This is a genomic window from Paramixta manurensis (assembly GCF_013285385.1).
Taxonomy (GTDB): Bacteria; Pseudomonadota; Gammaproteobacteria; order Enterobacterales; family Enterobacteriaceae; genus Paramixta; species Paramixta manurensis.
In genome coordinates this window covers 705,134-730,809 of the sequence record NZ_CP054212.1, presented here as the reverse complement: position 1 = coordinate 730,809, position 25,676 = coordinate 705,134, and the positions used below count along the sequence as shown (strand labels likewise).

Annotated in this window: 25 protein-coding genes and 3 tRNA genes; 7 read left to right on the top strand and 21 right to left on the bottom strand. The window is 52.7% G+C overall.

The genetic code is table 11. The features are described from left to right. Position 1: 1 nt before the first annotated feature. The 11 genes from tssB to PMPD1_RS03550 all read right to left on the bottom strand — a co-directional run bounded on the left by tssB (position 2) and on the right by PMPD1_RS03550 (position 12,223). A complete protein-coding gene (gene tssB, locus PMPD1_RS03600) occupies positions 2 to 529 on the bottom strand; it encodes a type VI secretion system contractile sheath small subunit (RefSeq protein ID WP_173632747.1) in 528 nt (175 codons plus the stop codon). Between the two features lie 75 nt (positions 530 to 604). Next, positions 605 to 1,630, bottom strand: coding sequence for a type VI secretion system protein TssA (gene tssA, locus PMPD1_RS03595; RefSeq protein ID WP_173632746.1), 1,026 nt, complete (start codon positions 1,628 to 1,630; stop codon positions 605 to 607). A gap of 26 nt (positions 1,631 to 1,656) precedes the next feature. Beyond that, positions 1,657 to 2,367, bottom strand: a complete 711-nt coding sequence (gene tagF / locus PMPD1_RS03590; RefSeq protein ID WP_173632745.1) for a type VI secretion system-associated protein TagF — start codon at positions 2,365 to 2,367, stop codon at positions 1,657 to 1,659. A 16-nt stretch (positions 2,368 to 2,383) separates the two neighbouring features. After that, a complete protein-coding gene (gene tssM, locus PMPD1_RS03585; protein WP_173632744.1) occupies positions 2,384 to 6,022 on the bottom strand; it encodes a type VI secretion system membrane subunit TssM in 3,639 nt (1,212 codons plus the stop codon). A gap of 3 nt (positions 6,023 to 6,025) precedes the next feature. Continuing rightward, positions 6,026 to 7,264, bottom strand: a complete 1,239-nt coding sequence (locus tag PMPD1_RS03580; RefSeq protein ID WP_173632743.1) for a DotU family type VI secretion system protein — start codon at positions 7,262 to 7,264, stop codon at positions 6,026 to 6,028. A gap of 22 nt (positions 7,265 to 7,286) precedes the next feature. Then, on the bottom strand, positions 7,287 to 8,630 hold the full coding sequence (tssK, locus tag PMPD1_RS03575; protein WP_173632742.1) for a type VI secretion system baseplate subunit TssK: 1,344 nt from the start codon (positions 8,628 to 8,630) through the stop codon (positions 7,287 to 7,289). A 22-nt stretch (positions 8,631 to 8,652) separates the two neighbouring features. After that, positions 8,653 to 9,165: a type VI secretion system lipoprotein TssJ gene (tssJ, locus tag PMPD1_RS03570; RefSeq protein WP_173632741.1), complete on the bottom strand. Its 513-nt coding sequence runs from the start codon at positions 9,163 to 9,165 to the stop codon at positions 8,653 to 8,655. Positions 9,166 to 9,192: 27 nt separating this feature from the next. Continuing rightward, positions 9,193 to 9,693, bottom strand: a complete 501-nt coding sequence (locus tag PMPD1_RS03565; RefSeq protein ID WP_173636104.1) for an SH3 domain-containing protein — start codon at positions 9,691 to 9,693, stop codon at positions 9,193 to 9,195. 970 nt (positions 9,694 to 10,663) lie between these two features. Next, positions 10,664 to 11,344, bottom strand: a complete 681-nt coding sequence (gene yjjG / locus PMPD1_RS03560; protein ID WP_173632740.1) for a pyrimidine 5'-nucleotidase — start codon at positions 11,342 to 11,344, stop codon at positions 10,664 to 10,666. Between the two features lie 56 nt (positions 11,345 to 11,400). Further along, entirely contained in the window at positions 11,401 to 11,838 is a 438-nt protein-coding gene (rimI, locus tag PMPD1_RS03555) for a ribosomal protein S18-alanine N-acetyltransferase (protein ID WP_354292771.1), read from the bottom strand. Further along, complete coding sequence (locus PMPD1_RS03550; protein WP_173632739.1) at positions 11,810 to 12,223, bottom strand: DNA polymerase III subunit psi; 414 nt, start codon at positions 12,221 to 12,223, stop codon at positions 11,810 to 11,812. Before PMPD1_RS03550 ends, rimI begins: the two co-directional genes overlap by 29 nt. Before the next feature lie 149 nt (positions 12,224 to 12,372). Between PMPD1_RS03550 and rsmC the strand changes: the two genes are divergently transcribed. The 4 genes from rsmC (at position 12,373) to PMPD1_RS03530 (ending at position 13,916) form a co-directional block, all read left to right on the top strand. Beyond that, the gene (gene rsmC, locus PMPD1_RS03545) at positions 12,373 to 13,407 is read left to right on the top strand and encodes a 16S rRNA (guanine(1207)-N(2))-methyltransferase RsmC (protein ID WP_173632738.1); all 1,035 of its coding nucleotides are present in this window, start codon (positions 12,373 to 12,375) and stop codon (positions 13,405 to 13,407) included. Between the two features lie 185 nt (positions 13,408 to 13,592). After that, a tRNA-Leu gene (locus PMPD1_RS03540) sits at positions 13,593 to 13,679 on the top strand. 33 nt (positions 13,680 to 13,712) lie between these two features. After that, positions 13,713 to 13,799: transfer RNA gene (locus PMPD1_RS03535), tRNA-Leu, on the top strand. Between the two features lie 30 nt (positions 13,800 to 13,829). After that, a tRNA-Leu gene (locus tag PMPD1_RS03530) sits at positions 13,830 to 13,916 on the top strand. 51 nt (positions 13,917 to 13,967) lie between these two features. On the opposite strand, the gene PMPD1_RS03525 is transcribed toward PMPD1_RS03530, so the two are convergent. Beyond that, positions 13,968 to 14,204, bottom strand: coding sequence for a DUF1435 domain-containing protein (locus PMPD1_RS03525; protein WP_173632737.1), 237 nt, complete (start codon positions 14,202 to 14,204; stop codon positions 13,968 to 13,970). 279 nt (positions 14,205 to 14,483) lie between these two features. On the opposite strand from PMPD1_RS03525, the gene PMPD1_RS03520 reads away from it, so the two are divergent. After that, a complete protein-coding gene (locus PMPD1_RS03520) occupies positions 14,484 to 15,581 on the top strand; it encodes a GGDEF domain-containing protein (RefSeq protein WP_173632736.1) in 1,098 nt (365 codons plus the stop codon). 134 nt (positions 15,582 to 15,715) lie between these two features. On the opposite strand, the gene PMPD1_RS03515 is transcribed toward PMPD1_RS03520, so the two are convergent. Continuing rightward, positions 15,716 to 15,925 (bottom strand): hypothetical protein, encoded by a 210-nt coding sequence (locus tag PMPD1_RS03515; protein ID WP_173632735.1) that lies wholly within the window; start codon positions 15,923 to 15,925, stop codon positions 15,716 to 15,718. A 42-nt stretch (positions 15,926 to 15,967) separates the two neighbouring features. Here PMPD1_RS03515 and fhuF point away from each other — a divergent pair, with 42 nt between their 5' ends. Continuing rightward, the gene (gene fhuF, locus PMPD1_RS03510; RefSeq protein WP_173632734.1) at positions 15,968 to 16,762 is read left to right on the top strand and encodes a siderophore-iron reductase FhuF; all 795 of its coding nucleotides are present in this window, start codon (positions 15,968 to 15,970) and stop codon (positions 16,760 to 16,762) included. A 100-nt stretch (positions 16,763 to 16,862) separates the two neighbouring features. Next, positions 16,863 to 17,321, top strand: a complete 459-nt coding sequence (locus PMPD1_RS03505; RefSeq protein ID WP_173632733.1) for a YbaK/EbsC family protein — start codon at positions 16,863 to 16,865, stop codon at positions 17,319 to 17,321. A gap of 46 nt (positions 17,322 to 17,367) precedes the next feature. Here the strand turns inward: PMPD1_RS03505 and PMPD1_RS03500 are convergent, their stop codons facing one another. From PMPD1_RS03500 to PMPD1_RS03465, 8 genes are all read right to left on the bottom strand, one after another. Then, positions 17,368 to 18,570, bottom strand: a complete 1,203-nt coding sequence (locus tag PMPD1_RS03500; RefSeq protein ID WP_173632732.1) for an MFS transporter — start codon at positions 18,568 to 18,570, stop codon at positions 17,368 to 17,370. Positions 18,571 to 18,817: 247 nt separating this feature from the next. Next, complete coding sequence (locus PMPD1_RS03495; RefSeq protein ID WP_173632731.1) at positions 18,818 to 19,564, bottom strand: anti-sigma factor family protein; 747 nt, start codon at positions 19,562 to 19,564, stop codon at positions 18,818 to 18,820. Next, a complete protein-coding gene (locus tag PMPD1_RS03490) occupies positions 19,561 to 20,076 on the bottom strand; it encodes an RNA polymerase sigma factor (RefSeq protein WP_173632730.1) in 516 nt (171 codons plus the stop codon). The genes PMPD1_RS03495 and PMPD1_RS03490 overlap by 4 nt, the downstream gene beginning before the upstream one ends. A gap of 3 nt (positions 20,077 to 20,079) precedes the next feature. Then, on the bottom strand, positions 20,080 to 20,619 hold the full coding sequence (locus PMPD1_RS03485; RefSeq protein WP_173632729.1) for a cytochrome b: 540 nt from the start codon (positions 20,617 to 20,619) through the stop codon (positions 20,080 to 20,082). Next, entirely contained in the window at positions 20,616 to 21,671 is a 1,056-nt protein-coding gene (locus PMPD1_RS03480) for a catalase family peroxidase (protein ID WP_173632728.1), read from the bottom strand. Before PMPD1_RS03480 ends, PMPD1_RS03485 begins: the two co-directional genes overlap by 4 nt. A gap of 77 nt (positions 21,672 to 21,748) precedes the next feature. Next, a complete protein-coding gene (locus PMPD1_RS03475; protein WP_173632727.1) occupies positions 21,749 to 22,726 on the bottom strand; it encodes a nucleoside hydrolase in 978 nt (325 codons plus the stop codon). Positions 22,727 to 22,737: 11 nt separating this feature from the next. After that, positions 22,738 to 23,772, bottom strand: a complete 1,035-nt coding sequence (locus PMPD1_RS03470) for a LacI family DNA-binding transcriptional regulator (RefSeq protein ID WP_173632726.1) — start codon at positions 23,770 to 23,772, stop codon at positions 22,738 to 22,740. Positions 23,773 to 23,870: 98 nt separating this feature from the next. Beyond that, the gene (locus PMPD1_RS03465) at positions 23,871 to 25,262 is read right to left on the bottom strand and encodes an MFS transporter (protein WP_173632725.1); all 1,392 of its coding nucleotides are present in this window, start codon (positions 25,260 to 25,262) and stop codon (positions 23,871 to 23,873) included. Positions 25,263 to 25,676: the final 414 nt, after the last annotated feature.

Genomic DNA, 25,676 nt, shown 5'->3' with positions numbered 1-25,676 from the left:
ATTACTCCTCGCTATCTTTCGCCGATTGATCGGATTTCGGCAGATGCGTCAATGACTTCAGCAAAGTCGGATCCTGCAAAATTTTTGAAATCAGCTCTTCCGCGCCGTTTTTACCGTCCATATAGGTCAGTAAGTTGGAAAGTTGCGTGCGCGCATCCAGCAATTGGCTGAGCGGCTCCACTTTGCGGGCCACCGCATCCGGTGAGAAATCATCCATGCTTTCAAACGTCAGATCGATGTTCAAACGCCCGTCGCCGGTCAGCGTGTTGTCGGCCTGGAACGCGACACGCGGTCTCAGCGCTTTCATGCGCTCATCAAAATTATCGATATCGATTTCGAGAAATTTACGCTCATCGACGCTCGGTTGCGGATCGACAGGTTTACCGACCAGATCGGACATCACGCCCATGACGAAGGGCAGTTGAATTTTTCGTTCCGCGCCGTAGATCTCCACATCGTATTCAATCTGTACGCGTGGCGCGCGATTTCGGGCGATAAATTTCTGCCCGCTGGATTTACTGGTTGCCATGGTTTTCTCCATTGGATATGCGCAACAAACATTAAGCAGGCGGCGCTCTCAGCCTCGCTGCCGTATCGGGTTTAATCAGTCGCGACGACCAAAAATATTTTCCAGTTGATTGACGCCGTCCGGCGCCAGGTCGCGAATAATGTCCATAAAATCAAGCTCGATTAGCCGCTGTACGCGGTCAATCATCAAAGGTGCCGGATGGCTGGGTTCGTGCTGTGTGAAGTAGTGCTTTACTTTTTCCAGCATCAATTGCGCATCGGCGCGTGAGCTGAGCTGAGCACTCCGCCAATCGGCAGCGGCGCGCGTTGGTTTTGCGGTGACCGTTGTTTCGGCAGCGGCAACGGGTTCGGCTTCATCGCCACTCGCACCGGAAGGCAGCAGGGTTGAAAGATCGGTTGCCGAGCACGCCTGGGCGACTAAATTTATCGATTTCTGTAGCTGCTCTATTTCCGGCACGCCGGTTTCACCGAGGTGTTCGATCAGCGTTTCGCTAATTGTTTGTAACCGCTCACTTATGCTGATAATCGCATCAATACCCGGCTGACCGCCACGTGCCAACTCATCTACCAGCCGCGCACGCCCGCCGGGATAACCGGCTACATCGCTTTTACTGCCATCAAGTAAAGAACAGGCATCACGCAGAGTGATTTCATCCGAGGCGCTACGTAATAACGAAGCCTGACGCAGCGCTGCGGTTAACGCGGATTTGTCTCCCAACGCGCCTAACGCGTTGATGCGGTAAAAAGGATCGCGTTCGCCATACTCTTCCAGCAACGGATACAACGGCTCCCAGTAGAGTAACAAGGCCTGCTTAATCAGTTGCAGGCCATTTGCATAGCCAGACAGCCCCTTTAACTGCGTCCAGGCGCGAGTAAGTGCTAACATCACTCGTAAATCTTTGGTGCGGGTCAGCAAACTGGTCGCCAACCGTTCAACCTTGGTCCAATCCGCCGGCTCCGCCGGAATGATGGTATCGCCAAACTGCTGCTCAGCCTTCCCCTCGCTGGCCTGCTCCATGGCCATATAGTCGGCATCGTATTCCAGGTTTTCCCCACAAGGGCGTTCACTGCTTACCGGAGCCAAGAGCGCATCGATATTCATATCTGTTCCTGTCGCTTGCGAAATTACTACTCAAACATTGGCGGATAAAGACCATGGCGTCCAGGCCGCGCGCCTCCTGCCGGATCAAACAGCAGTGAGAACAACTGGCTGGTGAAGTTACCGCTGTGCACATGGGTATATAACGGATAACCATCGGTTTGGTTGGTCCACCAGAAACTGGTGTATTGCTGCGGATCGAAGCAATCCGATGCCTGTTTCCAGCTCAAGGTACTGACATTGTCACCATAACCAATCACATCAAAAATATCCGAGCGCCCCTCTTCGTCGGGAACCGGCGGCGCCGGAATGGCCAGCAGCGCCTGGTCAAGCTGTTCAACCGAATAACCATTGCGTACCGCATGCAATAGGGTGCGGCCCAACTGTTGATACCATTCTCCCGCTAACGCCAATTGCTGCGGATTCCATTCTGCCGGGGTAAAACTGCACAATGCGCAAATCGGATATTGCCGCCCGACGCTATCGCGCGCGGGCAACAGGCAACCCATTTGTACCAATTGCCCGCCTAACATCGGCGGTACCACAAAATTCCAAACCGGCGCATTGCTAAACTGGCGGGCTTCGCCCGCACGCTGCTCTTCACTTTTTTGCCAGTTAAGTAATCCCACCTGAAACCAGTGAGTCCACTGTTTGGTTAACGCATCGGGAAAACGGCGCTGCAAAAAGTCACCGGCACTGGGCAATTTGCCGTACCAGCCAATCGCAGGATAGTGGCTCATCTTCATTTCCTTGCGGCTATGGGCATGAGAACCCGGGGAGCTGAAACGGATTACGGATGCTATTTGGCGTAAACTCCAGCGTGACGTGATGCCCGTCGACGTTGAAGGTCGCCTGGCGACTCAGGCTGCTGCTGCCCGAGGCCAATTGAGCGCGGTCAAAGAAACGATTGAGCGCCCAGGAACCATTAGTGACCAGCGTTGAAGTGGTACCATTGGTTAACCCGAGCTGCATGCGCACCTGATTGGTTCCGCCACTTCCTGGCCAACTGACCAGTTGAACCGCTTGCGGTCCGTGGCTGTAGCGCAATAACTGCCCATCGACATCGAGCGTCAAATTAAGAATATCGTTATCCATGCGTACCGTTCTAATGGTGACGCGGAACGCTGGCGTGGTGGCGCCATTGGCAAAGAAGGCATCACGAATGTTTTGCGCCTGCTGGAACGGCCGTAGGATACTTTCGCCGCCCGGTAGCGTCTTCCCGTCAATGCCCGGCGTGAAGCGCCAACGCGATTGGGTGGTATCCACCTTATTGGCTAAGTTATCGCGGAAAAAGGCATCCATTAAACCGGTACCCGGCGCGAACATCCGCGCTAAGTCATCCGGTGTCACTTCAGCTCGCCCTGTGCGCGAAAGCGGGTAACGCCCGGCAATTGCCTGCCGACAGAAACTCCCTACCTCAACATTAATCCGCTTACGTACGTTCTCTAAATCCCGGCGCTGCGTGTCACTGCTGGCCCCGACGGCCATGCTGGTAAACATATTTTGCAACGAGCCGGGTAAGCGTCCGGCGCTGGCTTGCAAACGGCTAATGGAGTCTCCGGCTGGCGGCGGCATCCCGCTATTCGCGGCGTCTTGCACCGCGGTTAAATAGCGGTAAAGCTCATCGATTTGTTTGATGAAATCATCAAACACGATGGTTTTTCCGCCTTTCTCCAACGGCTGCGCCAACTCAATAATCGGCGCAAAGTGCGCGGTCACCGCCTGTTCCGGCGTCTGCTGCTGCACAGCGGCGGCGGTGGTGTTTTGCCGCGAACGGAATAGCGCCTGCAAGGTTCGCGCCGCGCTGCTATCGTCATTGTCCGCTGCGCCGTTTTGCCCTTTGCCATCCATGTCAGGAACCCGCTCCAGCATGAGGTTATGGCTGAGATTAATCACCAGTTTACGTAACGGTGAATTGCCGCTAGAAAGTAGGCGCGCGGTATTGATACGTTGCGAAAGATCGGCGCTATTATTCAGTTGAATATCGGTTAGCAGGCTATCCCACTGGCGAATAAAGTCACTCATGTACAACTGGCGCACCGCATTATCGGTTTGCTGCTTGTCCTCATCCTGCGAGGCAGCGCCTAACACCCATTGATCGTCCTGATGCAGCGCGGCGGTGACACTATCAATATTTTTGTTGAAGCTCTCCCAATAACCATTCGGGGTAAACAGACCGGGAATGCCGTCGCTCACCGATTTACCGCTCTTACGCGAAAAGGCCAGTTCACTTTGCGGGCCGCCAAGCGACACCAACGACACCGGTTTTAAGTTTTCATCACGTTCCAGCAGGCGCTTCAGGCGGCCATAGACACGCGCTGAGAGCGGCATCTGATTAATCAGCGCCTGCTCGCGCTTTACCAACTCATCATCCCTGGCATACGGCGATGCCTGAATTTGCGTCTCCAAGAGCTGAGTCAGATGCCATTCAAGCTGCTTAATTTGCGCCTGAGTTACGTTCTGCGGCAGGTTGCGCTGAATATTCAACATTATCCAGGCATGAAGAAACTTGCCGTCATAGTGTTTGGGTTGATACAGCATCTGATACGCTTTCAGCGCTTCGTAGCTGTAATCAGCGTCGGTCCCGTTATCATTACGTAACCAACCGGTAATTAACTGCGCCACCTGCGGTAACAGCAGTTGTTTTAGCGATTTTTGATACAACGCCTGGGTGGCATCGCTGACTTCCACGCCCCGATACAACCCCATCCGGTGCGTTATCGGCGGCGAGTTGAGATCAAAGTCCTCACTCTCCGGCAGATGTAGCACGCTGTTTAAGAACGGCAGTAACGAGAAGAGATCGCTTTCGCCATTCGCCTGCAGCGTCTGACTTTGGCGCTCCACGCCAGGCACCTTCGCCTCAACCTCTTTCAGGTAAGCCTTGTTGTTACCAAAGCTGGTTAGCCACAGAATACCGGCAATCACTAACACCGCCAGCAACGCTACGTAGCCTGACCATAACACCGCACGGTTACGGAACTCCCACCAACGGTTGCTCCCCGCCAGCCCGGACTCCTGGAAAATCACATTTTGCAGCAGGTTCTTTAAGAAGAAACTTTGCCCTTTATTGCCCGGAATCGGCGCTTCTTTATTAACGTTATTCCAGGCATCGCTCTTACCACTTTGGCCCCCATCTGGTGGGAGTTTTAGCGCACGATTCAGTTCGCCCATGACACGGTCAAACGGCAGACCTTCTTGCGTGCCGCTGGCAAAGTAGATGCCGCGCGGTGAGAATTGCGTTTCAAAGTTAGAGCGGGCAAAGACCGTGCTGAGGTACTCCGCTAACAACGGACGCAATGCAGCGAACTCCTGCGGGAACAGATAGGTTTCAGCGCGGGCCTGCGCTTCACCCTCTTGTAATAAGGTATCAGGCAAGCCGGCATCCAGCCGCTGCTGCAACAGCGCATACTCTTGGGTAAACGCGCCTTGAAGATCAAAATCAGCCAGCTTTGAACGTTCCCACGGAAAGGTGAAACCCCAAATTTGGTCGCGCTGCGCTTTGTCAAACCGGGCAAAGTAGGTGCGGAAACCTTTGAGCAGATCGGCCTTGGTGACCAACACATAGACCGGGAAGCGGATCCCTAACTGCTCATGTAACTCAACCAGACGCTGGCGCAACGAAATGGCTTGCTGCTGTGAGGCTTCAGCCGATTGGGTTAGCAGGTCAGAAACGCTGACCGTAATGATCACGCCGTTGATCGGCTGGCGCCCACGGTATTTGCGTAACAGATCAACAAAGTTTTTCCATTCGCTGGCATCCTGCGCTTGCTGGCTCTCTTGCGTGGTGTAACGCCCTGCGGTATCAAGTAATACCGCTTCGTTGGTGAACCACCAATCGCAATTACGTGTGCCGCCAATGCCGCGTAGTGCCGTTTTACCGAAACGGTCAGCCAAGGGGAATTGCAGACCCGAGTTGACCAGCGCAGTTGTTTTTCCGGCGCCTGGCGCTCCAATAATCACATACCACGGTAGTTGATACAGATACTGGCGGCTAAAACGCTGTGCCCAAATCGGTTTACGTTTGCCGTCGTTAGTAAAATGGGCCTTTTTCAGCAGTTGCGACGCTTCATTAAAGCGATCGGCCAACACCTGTTCTTCATTGGTCAAGCGTTTACGATCGCCATCTACCGCCGGTTCTTCTGCCGAGGCGCTGAGGCTGCCAACCAGCTTCCGGTTAAGCCAGGCATTATAAATACGCGGAACCACGTTACTGATGATCCACACCAGGTAGAGTAAACCGATACTGATCATTCGGTTCTGCTCAGGTTCCAACGGGCGTGAGTCAACGATCGAGAACACCGGGCCAATCACCCAGATAATAAACGACAGCGCGGTGATGCCGACAAATCCCCACATCAACCGGCTGGTTACAATGGAAAATAAAATATTCAGCATCCGTTAGTTTCCTTGCTGCAATCCGTTCAGCTCCGCCCGGGTATTTTCCGGCGAAACTAACAGCGTGATTTCCACCCGACGGTTGCGGGCGCGATTTTCTGCGGTGTTATTTGGCGCGATCGGATTGGTTTCACCGCGTCCTTCCGCTTTCACACGTTCAGGTTGTGACAGATGCTTTTGTAGCATCTCCTGCACTGACTGGGCGCGAGCCATGGAGAGCTCATAGTTAGAGGCAAAGCGCGCACTGCGGATAGGAACATTATCGCTATAGCCAATGACGAGGATTTTCCCGCTGACGTTATTCATCGCCTGCGCAATCCGATCAATCACGTTGTCATAGCGCCCACGTACCGCCGTTGAACCAGAGGTAAACAGACCATCGCCTTTTAGGATCACCACGCTTTGGTCGGCTTCATCACGCACCGCAACCAGCCCTTGTTCAATCTCCGGTCGCAGGAAGCCTTTCAGGTTAAGCGCGGCGGGCGGACGCGGTGCCGGGTTGTGAATTTTCACTTCCGGCAGCGAAGTCTGGTAAACCGAAGCCAACACCGGGCTGGTGTAATCGCCAAGCCGCCAGTTAAGAATGATGTAGAACAGACACGCGAGGAATCCAACCAATGCGGTACAGGCCCACAGCGGTACCGCAGGCCGCCACATTTTACGCGTTACCGGCTGGTCTTCCGGATGCGGAGATAATGGCGGCGCATAGCCTCCGCGCACGCCGCGAATCATTTGCAGTAGCCGCTGCTTAATGGTTTCCAGTTGCGAACGCCCGTTATCCAGCACCCGGTAACGCCCTTCAAACCCCATCAGCAGGCAGAAATTGATTAACTCCAGCAGCCAGATATGCTCACGCGGGTTTTGCGACAGTTTTGCCAGCAACTGGAAAAACTTCTCTCCTCCCCAGGTTTCATTATGAAAAGTGACCAACAGCCCGCTGCCCGGCCAAACGCCGCGGCTGCCCCATGGGGTTAGCGCCGCCGCTTCATCCAACGCGGTACACAGGCAGTAACGCGCGCCGACAATCACCTCATACGGCAACCCGGCACGCTGGCTGGTCATTTCAAAAGTACGGATTTCGTCAATCAGGCGCTGGCGTAAGCCGGCCGGATCGTCATGAGCAACGGAATGACGAATCTGTGGGATGGCATTAAGCAAGGGATTTGCGGCGGCAACCAGAGGGTTATTGCTGCTCGCACCGGAAAAAGCGGCATCGCTACCGGTAACATGTCGTTCCTGCATTATGAGCACTCATTCTTTCGTTTCAGACGGACTGGCTGCGGATTGCCCAAAATTCCATATCAAGACCGGGGAACTCTCCGGCAAGATGCAATGCAAAGGCGCCGGATTTCTCCATTTCTTTCCACAGCTCGCCGCCCTTTTCCAGTTCGAAATAGCTGTAACCGGCGTGCCACGGGATCTGCGGCGGCGCGGTCGGCATCGAGCGCAGCACCATTCCCGGTAGCTGTAGCTGCACCAGGTCGCGGATCTTTGTCACCGGCGCGACTTTCATCTGTGCCGGGAAGTGTGTATGTAACGCCTCGCCTGGCACGTTGGCGCGCACCGCCAGTACAAAACCAAATTCGCGCACCATTGAGGACTCGGGAACCGTTGCTACGTTGAGACCGTGTGAGCGCTCGGTCAATGGCAATTGGATAGCATTCTCTTCCATCACCAACGAGAGTCCCTGACGCAGCATCAGCATCAATTTACCGAAGCACCACGCTAAATCGTCATGGTCATAGACCGGTAAGTGCGATTCCGGCGAACGTTGCGGGGTATAGGTAGAAAGCTCGGTGGCGAAAGCCAGCCAAGTGCCATACAACTGCTCAGGATGCAGCAAAGGGAGATGTTTAAGATGGCTGACATGACCAAGATGATGATTCACCAGCGCCAGTAACATGAAATCAACCATATCGGCCGTATTGAAGCGGCCCGGCTGCTGCATGCGCTGACCAATTTGTTGGCTGCGCTGTTCAAGCAGACCCTGCATATCGTTCAGATATTCCAACAACTGCGCGCTGGAGATAGCGTTAAGCATTGGCGGAATATAGTTGCTGTCGAGTCGTAACTGGTTGTCATTACGCTTTTCAATCACCCGCGCCACGCCAACCGCGGTCCATTCGGACGACAGTTCGCTTTCCAGCATCAATTTCAGTCTCAGTTGACCGAACTGCACCGCAGCAGAACCGACTGACATCGCGTTGAAGTCATCGACTTCTTGCTCGAAACTCAGGTAGCGCGCCAACGAATCCGCCGCTTCGCTAAAAATAACCTCTTCACGCCCGCCGCGCCGCGCCGGCAGCGCCAGCACCACGTTAACGTTAGTTTGGTTATCGCCAATTAGCAGCGGCGCGGGCCCGTGGCGCGGATCGCGGAAGGCGAAGTGCGTACCATCCGGCAACAGGCCGCTGGCGGAATTTAACGCGATCTTGCCCTGGCGTAGCATCGCTTCGTCAAACTCAAGATCGAGGAATCCCCACATATAAGGGCGCTGTGTCGTGCCCCAATCGCGGATTGCGCTCTGGAGATAGCTTTCAGATTGCTGGAAATGGTGCGGGCGCAGGAACATACCTTCCGTCCATACGACCTTTTCGGCTTTATTCATAATGGCTTTCCGTTTTCAGGCTTTAGTCGCGTGTGGCCTCGACGCGAACGCCGCTAATATCCGCAATGATTTCAGCACTCAACTCATCCGGCGACCATTGCCAAACTTTATAGAAACTGCTCTCGCTTGGTGCCGGCAGCGGGAGTGAAAGCCGCCACTTTTTGCCATCAAGGGATTGATACTCGGCCATGATGCCAATGTAACGAGCATCCAGCGTACTCTGGCCGGCGATTTTCTTATTGAGTTGACCTGGCATCAGGAAAAATTGCTCGCTGTTGAGCAAATTGGCCCCCAATACGCCTTGTGCGTTGTTTTGCAGCGAATAAAAATCCGCCGACATGAAATCAGCATCCGATTTCAGCAGCATGACTCTGACTTTGAGCGGTGCGCCGTCATTAATTTGCGGGTGCGCCTGAAATAACAGACTGTAGTTGGAAGGAACGCTGCGTGAAGAAGACATGCAGCCTGCCAGCAAGGTGAGCGCTGTCAGGAAAAGCGCCTGGAGACCCAGGCGCAAAAAAGAGACTCTTTTCATAATGGAGTGTCCATTACTGAAGCATTATCAGTCGATGATCCAGGTACCGTTGTTGGTGTTCTGGCAAGCTTTGCTATCACCATCAACCGCAACACAGGTTTTCTTCGCTGGCGCGCTGCGAACCCGCTTACGACGCAAATCCGCTTTCACGGTTTTGTCATACAGGTCGCTCTTCACTACTGCACGTAACGGCACATAACCCAGCAATTGATCCTGATCCTTTTCTGCAATGGCGAACCAGTTGTTCTCCACGCTTCCCAATACGGTATACGGCTGTCCATTATCCAAATGGCGCACCACATTGCCGCCAAAATTAGGACGACTCATTACAGACGCGTTATACAACGCGCGGTACTCTTCATTAACCGGCGTAAAGCTGGTTGGCGGAGTAATGGCGTGGCGATACGTCAGTTTCACACCGTCAACGGTGCTGGAGACAATAGTGTCATCCGTCACTTTCGGCGGGGGAGCCTTACAACCTGCAACGCTTAATACAAAAAGCAGACTCAATGCGATTCGAATTTTCACCATGATCCTCATGAAGTTTTCTCAAAAAATAATGACGTAAGCCGGGAGACGGACTTTGTTAAAACAATGTTAAAATCAAAATTTAGGCCGAGCAAGGGCGCTTTTTATTACATAACGCAAAAAAAGTAGGCATGAAATGCGGGATCTGCGTCAGAAGACACAGAGAATACGTCTTATCGCATATCAGGGCCGAAAGCACGCTTCACAGCACAGTAGTTACGCTTATCGATACCCGGGCCAGGGAAAGCCTTTGAGGGTAACGCTTGATCAGACTATTTAAGAAAACGAGTAACAGAAATTACACCTTGTACGTTGACGTAAAGTGACAAAAGTAACGTCCTCAACGTCATTTGAGCTTCCCTGACCGATTTTCTGGTTTCGTTGTGTGAATTTTTCTGGTGAAAAGAGTGTCGTTAAGCGAAAACGCCAGCCAAGCTGAGAGAGCGTTTTCACGACAAAACCTCAAACGAGGAAAAGGAGATAAATCTTTAAGTTTTATAGAGTTAAAAACTATTCTGCCGCCCCATAGCTACCGCACGAGCCAGTAAAAAAGTGCTCGCGATAACGTTGTGTCGGTTTAAGCAAAAGCTTGTTTGCGCAAGTTTACAGAGTCTTTGCAATAATTCAACGATTCGGGTAGCAAATGATAATACATTAGTAAAGATTAAGGATGCTGTAAATCGCAAATTTCAAGAATATTCCATAATTACCATCAGACAATTCTTACAAACTAAAGCAATATTGTAGTAATTATCGCAAAATCAGTAAAAATATTTGAAAACACCTCGACATTTTTTCGTAAATTTTTTTTTGGAAACAATGCAAAGATGTTCAATTGTGAGAGGGACGGCGGTAAGAGAAAACGTAAAAGTAGATTATTTAACTAATAATTAACATGAAAACCAGAACAGAATAATGGAAAACATCAACAACGAAAAACAATACGCTAAATAATCAGCAAAATGGAAAGTTAAGCGGAAAGAATAGTTCGCAACTCGTGTAGCGTTTTGACCTGCCAGGTTGGTGTAATCCCTTCTGGTGCCGGGCGCTGATCCGTATTGAGCCAACAGGTGGCAAACCCGGCCTGCATTCCACCGAGAATATCGGAATCGGGATTGTCACCCACCATCAGAACCCGGCTGCGTGGCGGTTGGCCCATCTGTTCTAATGCGTAATCAAAAATAGCCGGGTGCGGTTTGGCGACGCCAACCTGCTCTGAAATGACCAGCAAATCGAAGTAACCAAGAAACCCGGTGCGCGCTAAACGGGCCTGCTGCAACGCGGTAAATCCATTCGTGATGATTCCCATCTTAACCCGGCCTTTAAGCATTTCCAGCAATTCAGCCGCACCGTCAAGCGGTTGGCAAACTTGCGCCATCGCTTCCAAAAACCCCTTATTCAACGTGCCGGGCGCCACGTTCAATTTCTCGCCCCAGCGAACAAAGCGCTGCTGCTGCAACTGTAACGCGGTGATGGCGCCATTCTGATAATCCACCCACAGCGGTTTATTCAGCGCCTGATACTCACTGTAATCATCGGCAGTGAAGGTCACATCGTACTGGAGAAAGAGACGTTGCAAACCAGCAAAAGCATCAAAATGAAATAAGGTGTCATCGGCATCAAAAAGGATCCAGTCCTGGTTTTGTAACATGCTACTCCCCTGTTTTTGGTCGGTAAGGTGGGTTCTGCTACGGCACAGCTTCGTCACTACAAGGTTAATGCCATAATAATGGCATCCTCACGTCCGGAAGCGGTGGGATAATAGTTCCGCCGTAAAGAGACTTCGTTGAAATCCAGCGCTTCATACAGCGCGATCGCCCCACGATTCGAGGCCCGCACCTCCAGCCACAGCGTTAATACCTCACGCTGCCGAAGCTGCTCAATCAGATGGGTTAGCAAGCAACGCCCCAACCCCTGGCGTTGCCATACCGGATCGACGGCAAGATTAAATAACGTCGCTTCGTCCAACACCACTTGGGTGATAGCGAAGGCCGCCATGACGCCCGCTTTATCCAGGCGATAATTCAGATAGCGTTCGCCCTGGTTGCTGGCAAAGGTTTTTTCAGTCCAGGGAAAGGCATGGCTGCGCTGCTCAATGGCAAACGCATCAGCTATATCATTCGGCGTGAGTAAAGAAATCGACATCGTGTTCACAAATTTGTTGCCACAGCGCGCGTCGCGCGCTGGCATCATGATAAAGCGCCTCAAGCGGCGGTGATTTAAGTTGCGGGCCAGACAGGCTGATTTCAGCCTCAGCGCCCAGTAACCAAGTGGCGCACACGATCCCCGCAGGCAACATCGCCAATTGGTCAGGCGTCAGAAACACGACGGTCTGTTCGGCGATCTCCAGTGAGCGCAATATATCATTGACCAGCGGATCGCGAGCGCCGGGCGGCACCTCGGCCACCACCAACAAACGCACGCCGGCGGGTAACGAAACCGCGACCTCTCCCTGCAAGGCGCGCGGACGACGCAGCTTATACTGCGTAATGCCCATTTGCTGAAGTAACCAGTCACGCCTTGATGACATATTTATTCCTGTAATACCGGGAGATAGCGGCGCGCGATGTGCCCCATGGGTATGCGGCCTGAATTAAGACTCGCCTATGCTAGCAAACCCATCGAACATCCGCCAACAAAGCACTATAATCGCGGTTCTGATTTTTAAGGAGCCATCCGATGTCCGCTTTTACCCCGGCAAGTGAAGTGATTCTGCGCCACAGTGATGAATTTATTGAACGCCGCGTGCTGTTTGCTGGTGACTTACAGGACGATCTTCCCGCCCAGTTGGATACCACATTAACCCGCGTTCATACCCAACAGTACCATCACTGGCAAACCTTAAGCCGCACGCTGGGAGAAAACGCGCAGTTTGGCCTGGTGGCAACGGCTGACGATGTGCGCGACTGCGATACGCTGGTCTATTACTGGCCGAAGAACAAACCTGAAGCGCAATTTCAGCTACAGAACCTGCTTTCGCTACTGCCGGAAGGGTGCGATATTTTCGTGATTGGCGAAAACCGTAGCGGCGTACGCAGTGCGGAAGGGATGTTGGAAAAACAGGCCACGCTTGCCAAAATCGACAGCGCGCGCCGCTGTGGTTTATATCACGGTCGCCTAGATACCCGCCCGGATTTCGATGCCGAGGGCTTTTGGGGCGAATATCTGCTTGATGGCGTGACGATTAAAACCCTACCCGGCGTCTTCAGCCGCGATGGGCTGGATGCCGGCAGCAATTTACTGTTGTCGACCTTTACCCCCCATACTAAAGGTAAAATTCTTGATATCGGTTGCGGCGCTGGCGTGTTGTCGACGTTATTGGCACGTCACTCGCCGAAGGTTCGCCTGTTTCTGACCGATGTAAACGCCGCCGCGCTGGCAGCCAGTAAGGCGACGCTGGCCGCCAACCAGCTTGAAGGCGACGTCTTTGCCAGTAACGTCTACTCTGAGGTGAGCGGCCGTTATGACATGATTATTTCCAACCCACCGTTTCACGATGGTTTGCAAACCAGTCTCGACGCGGCACAGTCACTGATTCGCGGCGCGGTGAAGTACCTGAACAGTGGCGGTGAATTACGTATTGTCGCCAACGCTTTTCTGCCCTATCCACAACTGCTGGATGACACCTTCGGCAATCATGAAGTGCTGGCGCAAAACGGGCGGTTTAAAGTCTACCGTGCCATTTATGGACGTGGTGCGAAAGCTCGCCGTTAACCCTATCGCCGCGGCAAATTCCAGGCGCGTCGTTCGGCGCGCAACCCGCTGATTTCGCGCGTCGCGGCGAAACGTTGCTTTTTACGCCAATCGCTATCCGCTAGCGAAATATCTGTTGACGTCCCAGGGAAAAATCTCCAGAATGCGCCTCCGTGGTTGCAATACCCATAAGGTATTGCCGGTAAGCGAAGGTGGCGGAATTGGTAGACGCGCTAGCTTCAGGTGTTAGTGTCTTAACGGACGTGAGGGTTCAAGTCCCTCTCTTCGCACCAAAAACCACGAAATTCATATCGCATGGCATCTGCGCGAAGGTGGCGGAATTGGTAGACGCGCTAGCTTCAGGTGTTAGTGTCTTAACGGACGTGAGGGTTCAAGTCCCTCTCTTCGCACCAATGCGGTGATATGAATATGACAACAGCGATGCGAAGGTGGCGGAATTGGTAGACGCGCTAGCTTCAGGTGTTAGTGTCTTAACGGACGTGAGGGTTCAAGTCCCTCTCTTCGCACCACGTTGTCCCTTGCCTTCACGCCTCTTTAAATATCGCTTCCTGTTTACACTTTCATAAGCCGTTAAAATTCACCACAATCGATGTCAATCCGCCCGCCAGCGCCACACAAGATGGCAACAACATATAGTGGCGTAAACGAGGGTGGAACAGCATTAATGTTGTTAGTACTAAGGCGGCCGTCATGAAAATGCGCCACCAGGCGAACGAAAAGTCCATATGAATCAGTAGCGGCATGACCGCGCATGGCAACAAAACGCCCCAAGCGCTATCCAGCTTTTTTATCCACATAAGCCCTCCCCTTCTCACTTGACCACCGCGATATGCTCTGGTTAATGACAGCAAACGATAATGATTACCACTAGCATATGATAATCTTTATCACTTTGCATCAAACCGCTGAAACTTTCGCCCATGAGGATGACAGGCCAGTTTGAAAGTGGTAGATTGCCAGCGTTCACAATTCAGAAAAGTCAAACAATAACACTTATAAATAATTTCCTTGCGAAGGTTTACCAACCTTCCCAGGAAACGTGCTTTGGTATTTCAGGGCGGTTATGAGCGCATAAAATGAAATTACAAACTTACGAAGCGTTGCTCCACAGCAAATATCGACTAGCGCTACTGCTGTTTTTGTTTTTAAATACCGCGACATCCTTATTTTTTATGTTACCTCTTGGGAAAGCCAGTTCACTTTCCTGGTCAATACCTACGTTACTGATTACTTTTTTTAGCCTGATATTATTAAGCTGGTATTTTTTAAAACCCAAAGTGGAGCTGCCAATATTAACCGTTACCGCATTCATTATGGGGTTGCTGTGGGCTTGGCAGATCGCCTGGCGCTTCTCATTAGTGTTTTATTATGATGGCAGTTTTTTATTAATCAGTTTAATTAGCATTTTCTTTATCAGCGCCCTCACATTGAGCGATTACTTTGTCGCATTCTGCCTACACACCGCCCCGGTGACGCTCACCGTATTAGCGTTGGATGATGGCGAACACCTACTGGTGTTGTTATCTACCATTGCTCTGACGTTGATTGGTTTCACGCTGCAACACATGATGCGGCGGCGTAGCGACCGTTTCACCCGTCGCCTGGTTAGCCAACTGTATGAAGAAAAAGAGACCTATAGCGATTTGAGTATGCTCGACCCGTTAACCGGCCTCTATAACCGGCGCGGCCTAAAGAACCGGCTGGAAAATATTCTGGAAAACCATGCAGGTAGCCATTTTGTCTTGCTGTTGGATATCGACCATTTTAAAGCCTATAACGACAACTACGGCCACGCGATGGGCGATCAGGCTTTGGCGCGGGTTTCGGTTGCCATCCGCGATGCCGTGCGTTCACGCGATATTGTGACGCGTTACGGCGGCGAAGAGTTTCTGGTGTTGCTAACCAACGTTAACGCCTCTATCGCCATGAAGCTAGCCGAGCGTATCCGCCAGTACGTTCTTGATTTAGAGATCCCTCATCGTTTCAATGAGCGCGTATCAACGCATGTTACGGTCAGCGCAGGGATTGCCGCATTATATGAAGATGATTTTGATCAGGCGTTAGCCAATGCTGACCGTGCGCTTTATCTGGCGAAAAATCGCGGAAGAAATACTATCCTGGCTTATGAGGATTTACTTCACAGCGAACTTTCCCATCCGGCGGATGTTATCTAATTATCACTGGCCCTACCATTTTGGATGGATAGTTTTTCAGGGCTAATCATTTTACTTAATGCAAATCCTTATTGTTTCTGGTGAATACTTTCACCTCCGCCATACTTTGTAAAAAAACCAGTAACTTCTCTCAATTAATTTAGATCCACGCTTAAAAAAATAAACACATTGGCGCGCAACCAAAATGAAACGACCGTATTTCCCCCACGCGAAAAATCACCGACTAGCCGCACTTTTTTATCAACTGAGCACGCAATAGCATAAGCAAAACTGATGATAAAACCGTAACCGGGCGATCGCACCACCGCCACCTTGCCTGAACCGCGCATGACAGATACAATCAAGAACGATTATCATTTGTTTTCTTAATCTTGGTAGGGTGCCCTATGGCAGTCAGCACACGTCAGATTGATAAGTATCACTCACAGCCGCCGATCTTTTTACAAGGTAATCGGCCGCTGGGTGCGGCGCTACACACACTTTACCAACAGCACCGCGCTTATTTTCTTGATGTGGTTAAACTCGGCGAAGCGGCACCTGCAGAAAGTATGACGTTGGCGGAATGGTCACGACCAGAGATGTTCCTGTCTTTGGTTGAGCGCTATGGCGATGAACTCTATCGTAATCATCCGCAACATCCCCGTGAGGCCAAACCGCTACAATCGCTATGGGCGCAATGGTATTGCGGCCTGATCGTGCCGCCGTTGATGATGGCAATGTTGCTTGAACCTCGCGTGTTGGATTGTTCTGTGCAACATATTCATGTGCAATTCCACTCGACGGGTCGCCCGGCACAGTTTTGGATTGATATTCACGAAGATGGCGACGCGCGTTCCCTGACTTCGCGCCAACGTTTGGAGCGTCTGATACAACAGCATCTGATCCCGGTGGTAAAAGGGATTGAGCAACACGGCGCAATTAACGGCAAACTGATTTGGAATAATACCGGCTATTTAATGCACTGGTTCCTCGGTGAAATAAGAACGTTGCTGGGGGAAGAAACCTTCGCCGTGCTGGAACAGGCACTGCTTTTCGCTCCACAGTTGTTGGATGGCTCAGACAATCCCCTCTATCGCACCATGCTCCTCCGCGAAGGCGAATTACAACGTCGTAGCTGTTGTCAGCGCTATCGCGTGCCTGACATTGAACGCTGCGGTAATTGCACCCTGAAACCGGTGTAAAAAATTAATGCTTATCGTTAGATGATTTTCCCCCGCTAGCAGTTTACAGCCTCCCCTCATTGTGGCAGCTTTATGGCCTTCGTTGCCCAGGGAGAAAAGTATGAGTCTGGAGTCAGTAAAGCAATTTTTTGCCGAACACGCCCCTGAAATTGAAGTGATTGAGCTGGCGGAAAGCACGGCGACCGTGGCCTTAGCGGCGCGCGCTCACTGCGTTGAGCCGGGGCAAATCGCCAAGACGCTGTCGCTAAAAGTGAAAGATCAGGTCATCCTAATTGTTACCTGCGGTGACGCGCGCCTCGATAATCGAAAATTGAAAGAGGCCCTCGGCGCGAGAGCCCGGATGCTAAGCACCGATGAAGTGGTGAACTGGACCGGTCATCCGGTTGGCGGCGTTTGTCCGTTCGGGCTCGAAAATCCCTTGCCGGTATTTTGCGATATTTCATTACGGCATTTTGACGAGGTGCTTCCCGCGGCTGGCGCCATTCACAGCGCGGTGCGTATTTCGCCGCAGCGCATGGCGGAACTGACCGCGGCTAAATGGGTCGACGTCTGTTCGTAAGCCAGAGAGAGTCGGACGTGGTTAACGTCCGACTCTGTTTATCGGTTTAGGAGCCGGAAATCTCAATCCCGCGCGTTTCGCGACCAAATGCCACCAACACACAAATCAGTATCGCCACTGTCCCGGCGACAATCGCCATCGCCAGCCCGTAGTTACCGCCATGTGTTTCCGCAATTTTCGACTGCAAGGTCGCATTCACCGAAGCAAGCAGGTTACCCAGTTGGTAAACAAAACCAGGTAATACCGCACGCGTGTTAGCGGGCACCAACTCTGTGAGATAGGTCGGTACCACGCCCCACGCGCCCTGCACCATAAACTGCATCAGAAAGGCGCCAATCCCCACCGCCCATGAACCACTTGAAAAGGCCCACAGCGGCAGTACCGGTAATGACAGCAATGAGGCGATAATAATTGCCCGCTTACGACCAATTTTTTCTGAGAATAAACCAAAGCAAACCCCGCCCAGCATTGCCGCAATATTATAGCTAATCGCAATAATACTGACGGTGTGCGGGTCAAAGCCGTGCTGCACTTTCAGGAAAGTAGGATAGAGATCTTGCGTGCCGTGGCTGAAGAAATTGAAGCAGGCCATCAGCAACACCATAAAGACGCACAGTTTCCAGTGGGTGCGGATAATCGGCAACAATGCCACGCTCTCTTTACGCTCGCGCGCCGCCAGCCAAACTGGCGATTCCGGGACTTTGAACCAGACAAACGGCAGCAGCAAAATGGGTAACGCGCCAATCAGGAACATTCCGCGCCAGCCCACCATGCTATAGAACAGGCCGAAAATAATCGAGGCCAGCAGGTAACCGCAGGGATAGCCCGCCTGAAAGATGCCTGACATCAGTCCGCGTGAACGATCCGGAATGGTTTCCATGGCGAGTGAGGATGCAACGCCCCAAACACCGCCCATTGCAATACCGTAGATGGCGCGGAAAGCGAGGAAAGCGGCAAAGGTGGGTGACCATGCCGACAGGAGTTCAAACAGCGAGAACAGTACAATGTTCACCATCAGAATGGGGCGGCGTCCATACTTTTCCGCCAGCCGACCAAACAGTAACGCGCCGACCGGGCGCACCGCGAGCGTCAGCATAATGGCAATAGAAACGTCAGAAATTGAGGTGTGGAAGTTATCGGCGAGATCGCTTAACACGAAGACCAGAATGAAAAAGTCGAACGCGTCCAGCGTCCAGCTAGCAAAACTGGCAAAAGCCACATTGCGCTGGGTCGGAGTCCAGTTGAACATAGGGTTTATCCTGTCTTAGCACCCCAAACTCATGGGTTTGGGTTATTGATTGTTGTAGGAATAACCATGACGCGGGTATGGCGCATGCCCGGAGGACCAGGAGATTACGCTGGCATGGCGCAGTCTGACCCGTCAGTGGCTTTTAGAATGTTAACCATTTGTTTATAGCATGTTAGAAAAGCAACCTGCATACGCAATTGTCAGGGTTCGCATCGGGATGTAAGCAGGCGTTTCAGAATGTGTGATATTAACTGGTCGCCAGAGAAACAGCTTTACGCACGCCGCCAACATCCGGCGTATTCATCGGCGTCACCAGCGCATAGTTATAGTGCTGATCGCTCCAGTATTGCGCCATCACGTCCTCCGCCTGCCGCTGGCCATGCGGCAGTTTGGTCGGGCTCTGCGGACGAATATACCAGGCCACGCGGGTGCCTTGCGGATCTTGATACATCACCAGAGCGGCAGGGCCTTGCTCGGTTGCCATTAAACGGGCACCAAGCAGGCGAAAACCATATTGTTCAAGGTTGGGCGGCGGATTACCGTTGATAAAGTAACGGGCCACCCAGTGCGCCAGGTCCGCCTGCTGGCTGGCCACCACATCCAACGGCGTTAACGTTTCATCGCCAAACAGCTTATAGGCTTGCACCGCGTCTTCCATCGGTAAATGGCGCTGGGTCATTTGTGAATCTTTCAATTGCCAACCGGTATAGCCGCCCAGACTCAGCGACAAGACCAGCGCACAGGCGGTCGCCAGTTTCCACTGTCGTTGTTGGCGTACCCGGCGGCGAAGGTGTTGCGGTTCAGGCGTATCTAACGCGACTTTTTGCGCGTGCATCGCCTGACGGAGCAACTGCGCATCATGGCGCCAGCCGGCAACGCGCCCGGCGGCCTCAGGGTTTTCCGCCAGATAACGTTCCACGCGCTTCGCCGTCGCCTCATCCGCCTCACCATCCATCCAGGCATGCAGATCGTGTTCATCAGGTGGCAAAGTCATTTCAGTCTCCTCAGCGGTAACGGCGTTACCTTACCTTCTAATTTCTCATGCAATAGCTTACGCGCGCGCGAAAGGCGCGACATCACCGTCCCAAGCGGAATATCCAGCGTCTCGGCCGCCTCTTTATAACTCAACCCCTCAACGCTAACCAGCAATAATAGGGCGCGATAATCGGTCGGCAACGTGGCAAACAACGCCAAGGTATCGTCTGCAATCGCCAGCGACTCCGCCGACTGCCCCAGCGCCTCCTCTCCGGTAAAAAAAGAGAGAATATTCAAATAGCGCTTACGCCGCCGTTCACCATCAATAAACTGGCGATAGAGAATGGTGAACAGCCAGGCACGCAGGCTCTGCTCACCCTCTTTCTGCCGCTCACGCGTCAGTGCTTTCGTTAAGCAACTTTGTACCAAATCTTCAGCACTGTGTGCGTTACGCGTTAGCCACAGCGCAAAGCGCTGCAAATGCGGCATCACTTCCCGAATTTCACTATCCGTCAACTCTGACAAGGCCATGCATCACCGCCTACGGGTTCCCGCCATACTGTGAAATACACCATCGCGCAGCACTAATGCATGCAGCAACGCCGCCGCTAAATGTAACATCACGGTCGCGAACAGCAGCAGCGCTACCAGGGAATGTAGCGGACGCAGGGTCGCATACCAGTCATTATTCACCGGTAAAATCGGCGGCAGAATAATGCCGTCGCCAAGCGTGACAGGATACCCCGCCGCTGACAGCATTCCCCAGCCAATAAGCGGCTGTAGCAACATCATGGCATACAACGCCCAGTGTGAAAGGTGCGCCACACCACGTTGCCAGCCGGGAATGGACCGTGGCAATGACGGCGTTACGGTATAGAAGCGCAGCCACAAGCGCACCAGCACTAACACCAAAATCATCAGCCCGAGAGGCTTATGGATTGAGACCAACAGGCTATGCAGAGACGACACCGTGGACACCATTGCCACGCCAATAAACAGCATCGCTAAAATGGCCGCCGCCATTAACCAGTGTAGAAAACGTAATGCCGGGTGAAAATGCGCCACTTGTTTCATAAGCTACCTCCCGACTGTTTTGCCTGTTCATGCGTCCGCAAATTATACGATTTAGCGTAAGCCGCCGAGCGCGCATTCAGTAACGGATCGTCTGACGCGGCGATACCGTTGGGTAAAATCAGCGGGTCGTAATTGATATCATTACAAGGCCCTTGCTGCTGCGGAACGGTACGGTCCAGTACCAAAGTACCGGCATTAATGGTTTGGCGATCGACCGGCCAGGCTTTTGACGCATCGTTACTCACATCGCCCGGTTGCGCGACGGTAATCACCAGATCCCATTTCAACGGCCCTTGCGCCAGACGTTGTTTAAGATCGTCTTGCAGGAAATTTTTGTCATTTTTATCTTGCGCGCTAATCGGTTGATAGCCGGTTTGCGGCACCATGCTCCAACGCACCAAATGCGCATTGCCGGCTTTATCAATAAAACGGAAGGCATTGAGGCTATTGAAACGGTCGTTGGCCCAACTGGAAGAAGGAACATACTGCTTCACCCATGCCATAAACGCTTTCGCTTCCGGGTGTTTAGTGACGAATGCCTTCATTTTTTCCGGGTTCGGTTTACCGGTCGCCGGGTCTGGCATCGACGCAACCTGTTGATCGTAAAACCCGTCCACGGTGGCAACCGGGAAGAAAGGCAACGCATTCATACCGGTGCGCCACTGTTCGCCATCCGCCAGGCGAAACGCTAACGCCATACTCCGAACCGGTACCGCATAATCCGGCGCATTCGGGTTGCCGCCTGCGATGGCAAAACGCCCGATGACCGGCGTAGTGCCAGGGGCGAACAGTGCCGCACGGGAAATGGCGCTGGCGTTGCCATTAGAGATGAAATTGCCAATAACGCATACCCCTTTGGCATGGTTACGCCGATAGCCCGGATGCTCCCCACCGGACTGTTGCAACACCGCCACCAGGTTATTTGCCGAAAGGCGTTGTGGCGTTAGCCAACCGCCCGCCCACAGCAATAACAGCACCAGCGCAAGGGGAATCGCGCCGACCAGCGCAAGACGCGCAATTTTTTGGCCGGTAGAAAGAGAAGAGGTCGTCATATTTTGCTCATCCTGCTTACAATGAACATATAAGACGAAGCAGCGGGAAGTTTATTCCCGCCGAAAGAAAAAATTTTTTAATTCGCCAGCGTCTGCTCAATCATCGCTAACAATTGTTGATTATCAACCTGTTGTAAAACATGTACCAAGCCACCAACCTGCGCGGGGATCCCGACATCGACGCGTAAAGGCTGACGATAACGCCAGGATTTACCGCGCGTGGCGCCATCGCGCAGTTCCACATCAACAAAATAGTCCATCGCGGTTGCGACGCGCTGGTTCAAGAGCCATGCCACCACCAACGCATCGTGGATCCAGCATCCCGGTAGATGGCGTGTTTTGATCGAATAATCGATCCACGGTCGGAAGGTTTCGGTCACGAAACGCGCCAACGGTTTATCAATACGCGCAATCCTTTCGAGATCCCGGTGAGTCATCAACGTCTGCGTGGTCACGTCCATCGGCACCAGCGTGATAGCTGCTCCGCTATTTAACACCTGATGTGCCGCTTCAGGATCGAGCCCGAAATTGGTGTCTTTAATATAATCATCCAGCGCGAACACGCCGCCCATAATGGCGATTTCCGCCACCGACTCTGCCAGCTTAGGATAGCGTTGCATTGCCAGCGCCACATTGGTTAACGGGCCAATGGCGACTAAGGTTATTTCACCAGGATTATCGCAAATCAGTTGGCCCATGGCGTCCACCGCATCTTGCGCTGGCGCAGATGACGCGACCGGTTGCCGCACACCGCGCCATAGTTCCGCTAATTCGACATCGTAAACCCGCTGGTCCAGCGCCTGCCGCCACGGTTCCGGCGCTTCCCGTAACGCCTGTTTAGCACCTTGCAGTACCGGGATCGCCAGCCCCAGGCGATCGATCAAATCCTGCGCGACGCGAAACCCAACCTCGCTCGGCGTATTACCGGCAACAATCGTGATCAGTTCCAGCGAAATGTCAGGTGACGCTAAGGCTATCGCTAGCGCGAGGCCGTCATCCACATTAGCGCCTGCAATACCATTCCCCGGGTCGCAATCAATAATCAGTCGTTTCATTGTTATTAGCTTTATAATTCAGCGGCGTCCGGTCGGTTCAGCTTGCAGCCGCAGGATTCGCCAATTTCCAACTGGTGAGCAAACTCACGCAGCATGACTTCGCCATTCCATGCCTTTAGCATTTCAATGGCCGCCTGCGCCATTTCCCGTATCGGTTGGCGCACGGTCGTCAACGCCGGTACATGGTACGCTGACTGATCCGTTCCGTTAAAGCAGACCAGCGCTATATCCTCTGGCACTGCAAGATGATGTTCCGAGAGTGCGCGAATGCAGCCGATGGCCTGCGCCTCATTACTGGTAAACAACGCACGCGGTACGCTGTCTTGTTGCAACATACGCTGCGTTGCTTCATAACCGCCGTCACGCGTGTAGCTGGCCGGGAAGATCCACTCTTCACGCACCGGCAAACCATACTCCGCCATTGCATCGCGCCAGCCGTTGATACGGTCTTGCGCATTTAACATCTGCACCGGCCCGCTGATCATGCCCACCGTCTGATAACCATGACTGAGTAGATGTGCGGTAACTTGCCGTGCGGCGGCGCGTTCATCGACGCGCAGCATACTCACTTGCTGCTCCGGGGCGACCCTATCCAACATGATAAACGGCGTTCCGCTGGCTTTCAGGACATCAATATAGGGATGCCGGTCAACGCTGTTGTAAAACAGACCGTCAACCTGCCGGTTGAGTAAGCTATGAATCAATTCCAGCTCACGCTGGCGATCATCCCCCGAGTCACCCAGCAGCATGACATGGCCGTTTTTTAATGACTCTTGCAATAGCACATGCGCCATTGAGGCGACAAAGGGATTACCAATATTGGGCACCACTAAGCCATACGTTTTCGTGGTGCCGGAAGCCAGCGCGCGAGCGACGCCATTTGGCCGATAGCCGGTTTGTTGAATGGCCGCCAGAACGCGTTGCCGCGTGGCTTCCGCCACTGGACGCGGCCCGTTATTGATCACATAACTCACCACCGCCACGGAAGTTCCGGCGGCTTTTGCCACATCGGAACGCGTTACACGCCCGGAATGCTGTTTTGCCAAACTAATTCCTGCCTGATCTCACAATACGAAAACGCTGGACGGACATCGTCCGGCCAGCCATATGATTTGGTCGCAGCGTTGCTTACCTCCGACTTGCCTTACACGGCATCCTCGGGAAGGTTAAGGTCACGCCCGCGGGTTTCCGGCGCCACAAAGGTGGTGAAGAAACCAATCGCCGCCATTGCCGAGAAGTAGATAGCAATCGGCCACCAATGCCCGGTAAACGACAACATGGCCGCCGCAACTAACGGTGCGGTGCCGCCGGAAAGAATTGAGCCAAGCTCTTTTGCCACCGCCATTTTAGTATAACGATGCTTCACACCAAATAACTCAACGCCCCAGGCGGCCTGCACGCCGAAAATACCCAGCGACGCCAGCGCCATCCCCACCACCATTGTCGGAATGACAATCATCGGCTCGCGGCTATCCAGCAATGAAAAGGCCGGCCAGGCATAAATAATCAACAACAGGCAGAACCAACGATAAGTGATGCGCCGACCAAAACGGTCAGACAACCAACCGGCCAGCGGAATAATCAGGAAACCTAAGACGGACGCGATGAACACTGCGGTGGTGGGCACGGATTTATCCACCATTAATACTTTCGCGACATAACCGACAATAAAGCCCTGTGCCAGGTAGGAGGGGCCATTTTCGCCAATACGCAACCCCACCATAATCCAGAACGCTTTGCTGCGCTGCCAGAAGCTCCGCGTATCCACGGCCTGGGCAGGCTCCACGGCAGCAGAGCGCTCCGCCTGTAGTGCCGCCTTCTGGCGTTCAAAAACCGGGGTTTCACGCAGATGGCGACGGATCCACAGTGCAGTCAATGCAATTAATGAACTACAAAGAAACGGTATGCGCCAGCCCCATTCCAGCAGAGTTTGCTGATCCATCTGCACCACCGCCAGCCACACTATCGAGGCCAACAGTGTGCCGCTGTTCGACCCGAGGGCAATCACCGAGGAGACCAGACCACGACGTTTTACCGGCGCATACTCACCCAACATCACGGTCCCGCCGGAAAGCTCAGCCCCGGCGCCAAACCCTTGGGTAAAGCGCAATAAGACCAAACAGGCAGGTGCCCACAGGCCAATAGAAGCATAAGAGGGGATAAGACCGATAAAGGTGGTGGAAGCGCCCATCAGGATAATGGTGGTCACCATCACCACTTTGCGACCTTTGCGGTCACCGAGCCAACCAAAGAACAGCGCGCCGATAGGACGTGCGATAAACCCCACCGACCAAGTTGCGAAGCTGGAAAGCAGCGCCATAGCGGGCGTGGCTTCAGGAAAGAACACGTCGCCAAAAATAATCCCGGCGGCAAGCCCGTATAACGCAAAGTCGGCATACTCCATCGCAGTCCCTAACCAACAGGATACGGTGGCGCGCCAAAAGTCTTTACGACCTTCCTGAGTAGATAAACGTTCATCGGCGGCAGAGCCTGCCGCCGATGAACCTTCCTGCCCCAAAGAGTGGTGTGCAGTCATGAAATAATTCCCTGATGTTTGGAGATTTTATAAACGCCCTTCCCTGGGGTCGAATCCCTCAAAACCAAGAGAAACTCCCCGGTGAGACGCTCTGTTTGCTAACTATGATGAAAGGTCAGTAAAGGATTCCCTGGTGTCAGGATCTTGTTTTTTGTTTCACCGCTCGCTGGCTTTACTAGCCAGTCGCTTATCAATAAGGTGAAACAAATTAGACCATCACTGAGCAGATAAAACATCGCGCACCGTGAATTTCACTACCCTTTCATTGTATCTACGCGCGTAGATAAATCAAGTCAAAAAAACCATCAATAATTAGATAATCTTTACTATCATTTCTAACATCCCAACGGTTCGACCTAAAAAATCAGCGCGTTAGTACGTTTTTTACTCTAAAAATGCCAAAACATTTATCCC

Bases quoted from the DNA above. Each gene is read 5' to 3' on its own strand.
- tssA (WP_173632746.1), bottom strand. From the start codon at position 1,630: ATGAATATCGATGCGCTCTTGGCTCCGGTAAGCAGTGAACGCCCTTGT.
- PMPD1_RS03505 (WP_173632733.1), top strand. From the start codon at position 16,863: ATGAGTCTGGAGTCAGTAAAGCAATTTTTTGCCGAACACGCCCCTGAA.
- PMPD1_RS03500 (WP_173632732.1), bottom strand. From the start codon at position 18,570: ATGTTCAACTGGACTCCGACCCAGCGCAATGTGGCTTTTGCCAGTTTT.
- PMPD1_RS03485 (WP_173632729.1), bottom strand. From the start codon at position 20,619: ATGAAACAAGTGGCGCATTTTCACCCGGCATTACGTTTTCTACACTGG.
- rimI (WP_354292771.1), bottom strand. From the start codon at position 11,838: ATGTCGATTTCTTTACTCACGCCGAATGATATAGCTGATGCGTTTGCC.
- rsmC (WP_173632738.1), top strand. From the start codon at position 12,373: ATGTCCGCTTTTACCCCGGCAAGTGAAGTGATTCTGCGCCACAGTGAT.
- PMPD1_RS03465 (WP_173632725.1), bottom strand. From the start codon at position 25,262: ATGACTGCACACCACTCTTTGGGGCAGGAAGGTTCATCGGCGGCAGGC.
- yjjG (WP_173632740.1), bottom strand. From the start codon at position 11,344: ATGTTACAAAACCAGGACTGGATCCTTTTTGATGCCGATGACACCTTA.
- tssB (WP_173632747.1), bottom strand. From the start codon at position 529: ATGGCAACCAGTAAATCCAGCGGGCAGAAATTTATCGCCCGAAATCGC.
- tssJ (WP_173632741.1), bottom strand. From the start codon at position 9,165: ATGAAAAGAGTCTCTTTTTTGCGCCTGGGTCTCCAGGCGCTTTTCCTG.
- fhuF (WP_173632734.1), top strand. From the start codon at position 15,968: ATGGCAGTCAGCACACGTCAGATTGATAAGTATCACTCACAGCCGCCG.
- PMPD1_RS03490 (WP_173632730.1), bottom strand. From the start codon at position 20,076: ATGGCCTTGTCAGAGTTGACGGATAGTGAAATTCGGGAAGTGATGCCG.
- tssM (WP_173632744.1), bottom strand. From the start codon at position 6,022: ATGCTGAATATTTTATTTTCCATTGTAACCAGCCGGTTGATGTGGGGA.
- tagF (WP_173632745.1), bottom strand. From the start codon at position 2,367: ATGAGCCACTATCCTGCGATTGGCTGGTACGGCAAATTGCCCAGTGCC.
- PMPD1_RS03520 (WP_173632736.1), top strand. From the start codon at position 14,484: ATGAAATTACAAACTTACGAAGCGTTGCTCCACAGCAAATATCGACTA.
- PMPD1_RS03580 (WP_173632743.1), bottom strand. From the start codon at position 7,264: ATGCAGGAACGACATGTTACCGGTAGCGATGCCGCTTTTTCCGGTGCG.
- PMPD1_RS03475 (WP_173632727.1), bottom strand. From the start codon at position 22,726: ATGAAACGACTGATTATTGATTGCGACCCGGGGAATGGTATTGCAGGC.
- PMPD1_RS03495 (WP_173632731.1), bottom strand. From the start codon at position 19,564: ATGACTTTGCCACCTGATGAACACGATCTGCATGCCTGGATGGATGGT.
- PMPD1_RS03550 (WP_173632739.1), bottom strand. From the start codon at position 12,223: ATGTCATCAAGGCGTGACTGGTTACTTCAGCAAATGGGCATTACGCAG.
- PMPD1_RS03525 (WP_173632737.1), bottom strand. From the start codon at position 14,204: ATGTGGATAAAAAAGCTGGATAGCGCTTGGGGCGTTTTGTTGCCATGC.
- PMPD1_RS03480 (WP_173632728.1), bottom strand. From the start codon at position 21,671: ATGACGACCTCTTCTCTTTCTACCGGCCAAAAAATTGCGCGTCTTGCG.
- tssK (WP_173632742.1), bottom strand. From the start codon at position 8,630: ATGAATAAAGCCGAAAAGGTCGTATGGACGGAAGGTATGTTCCTGCGC.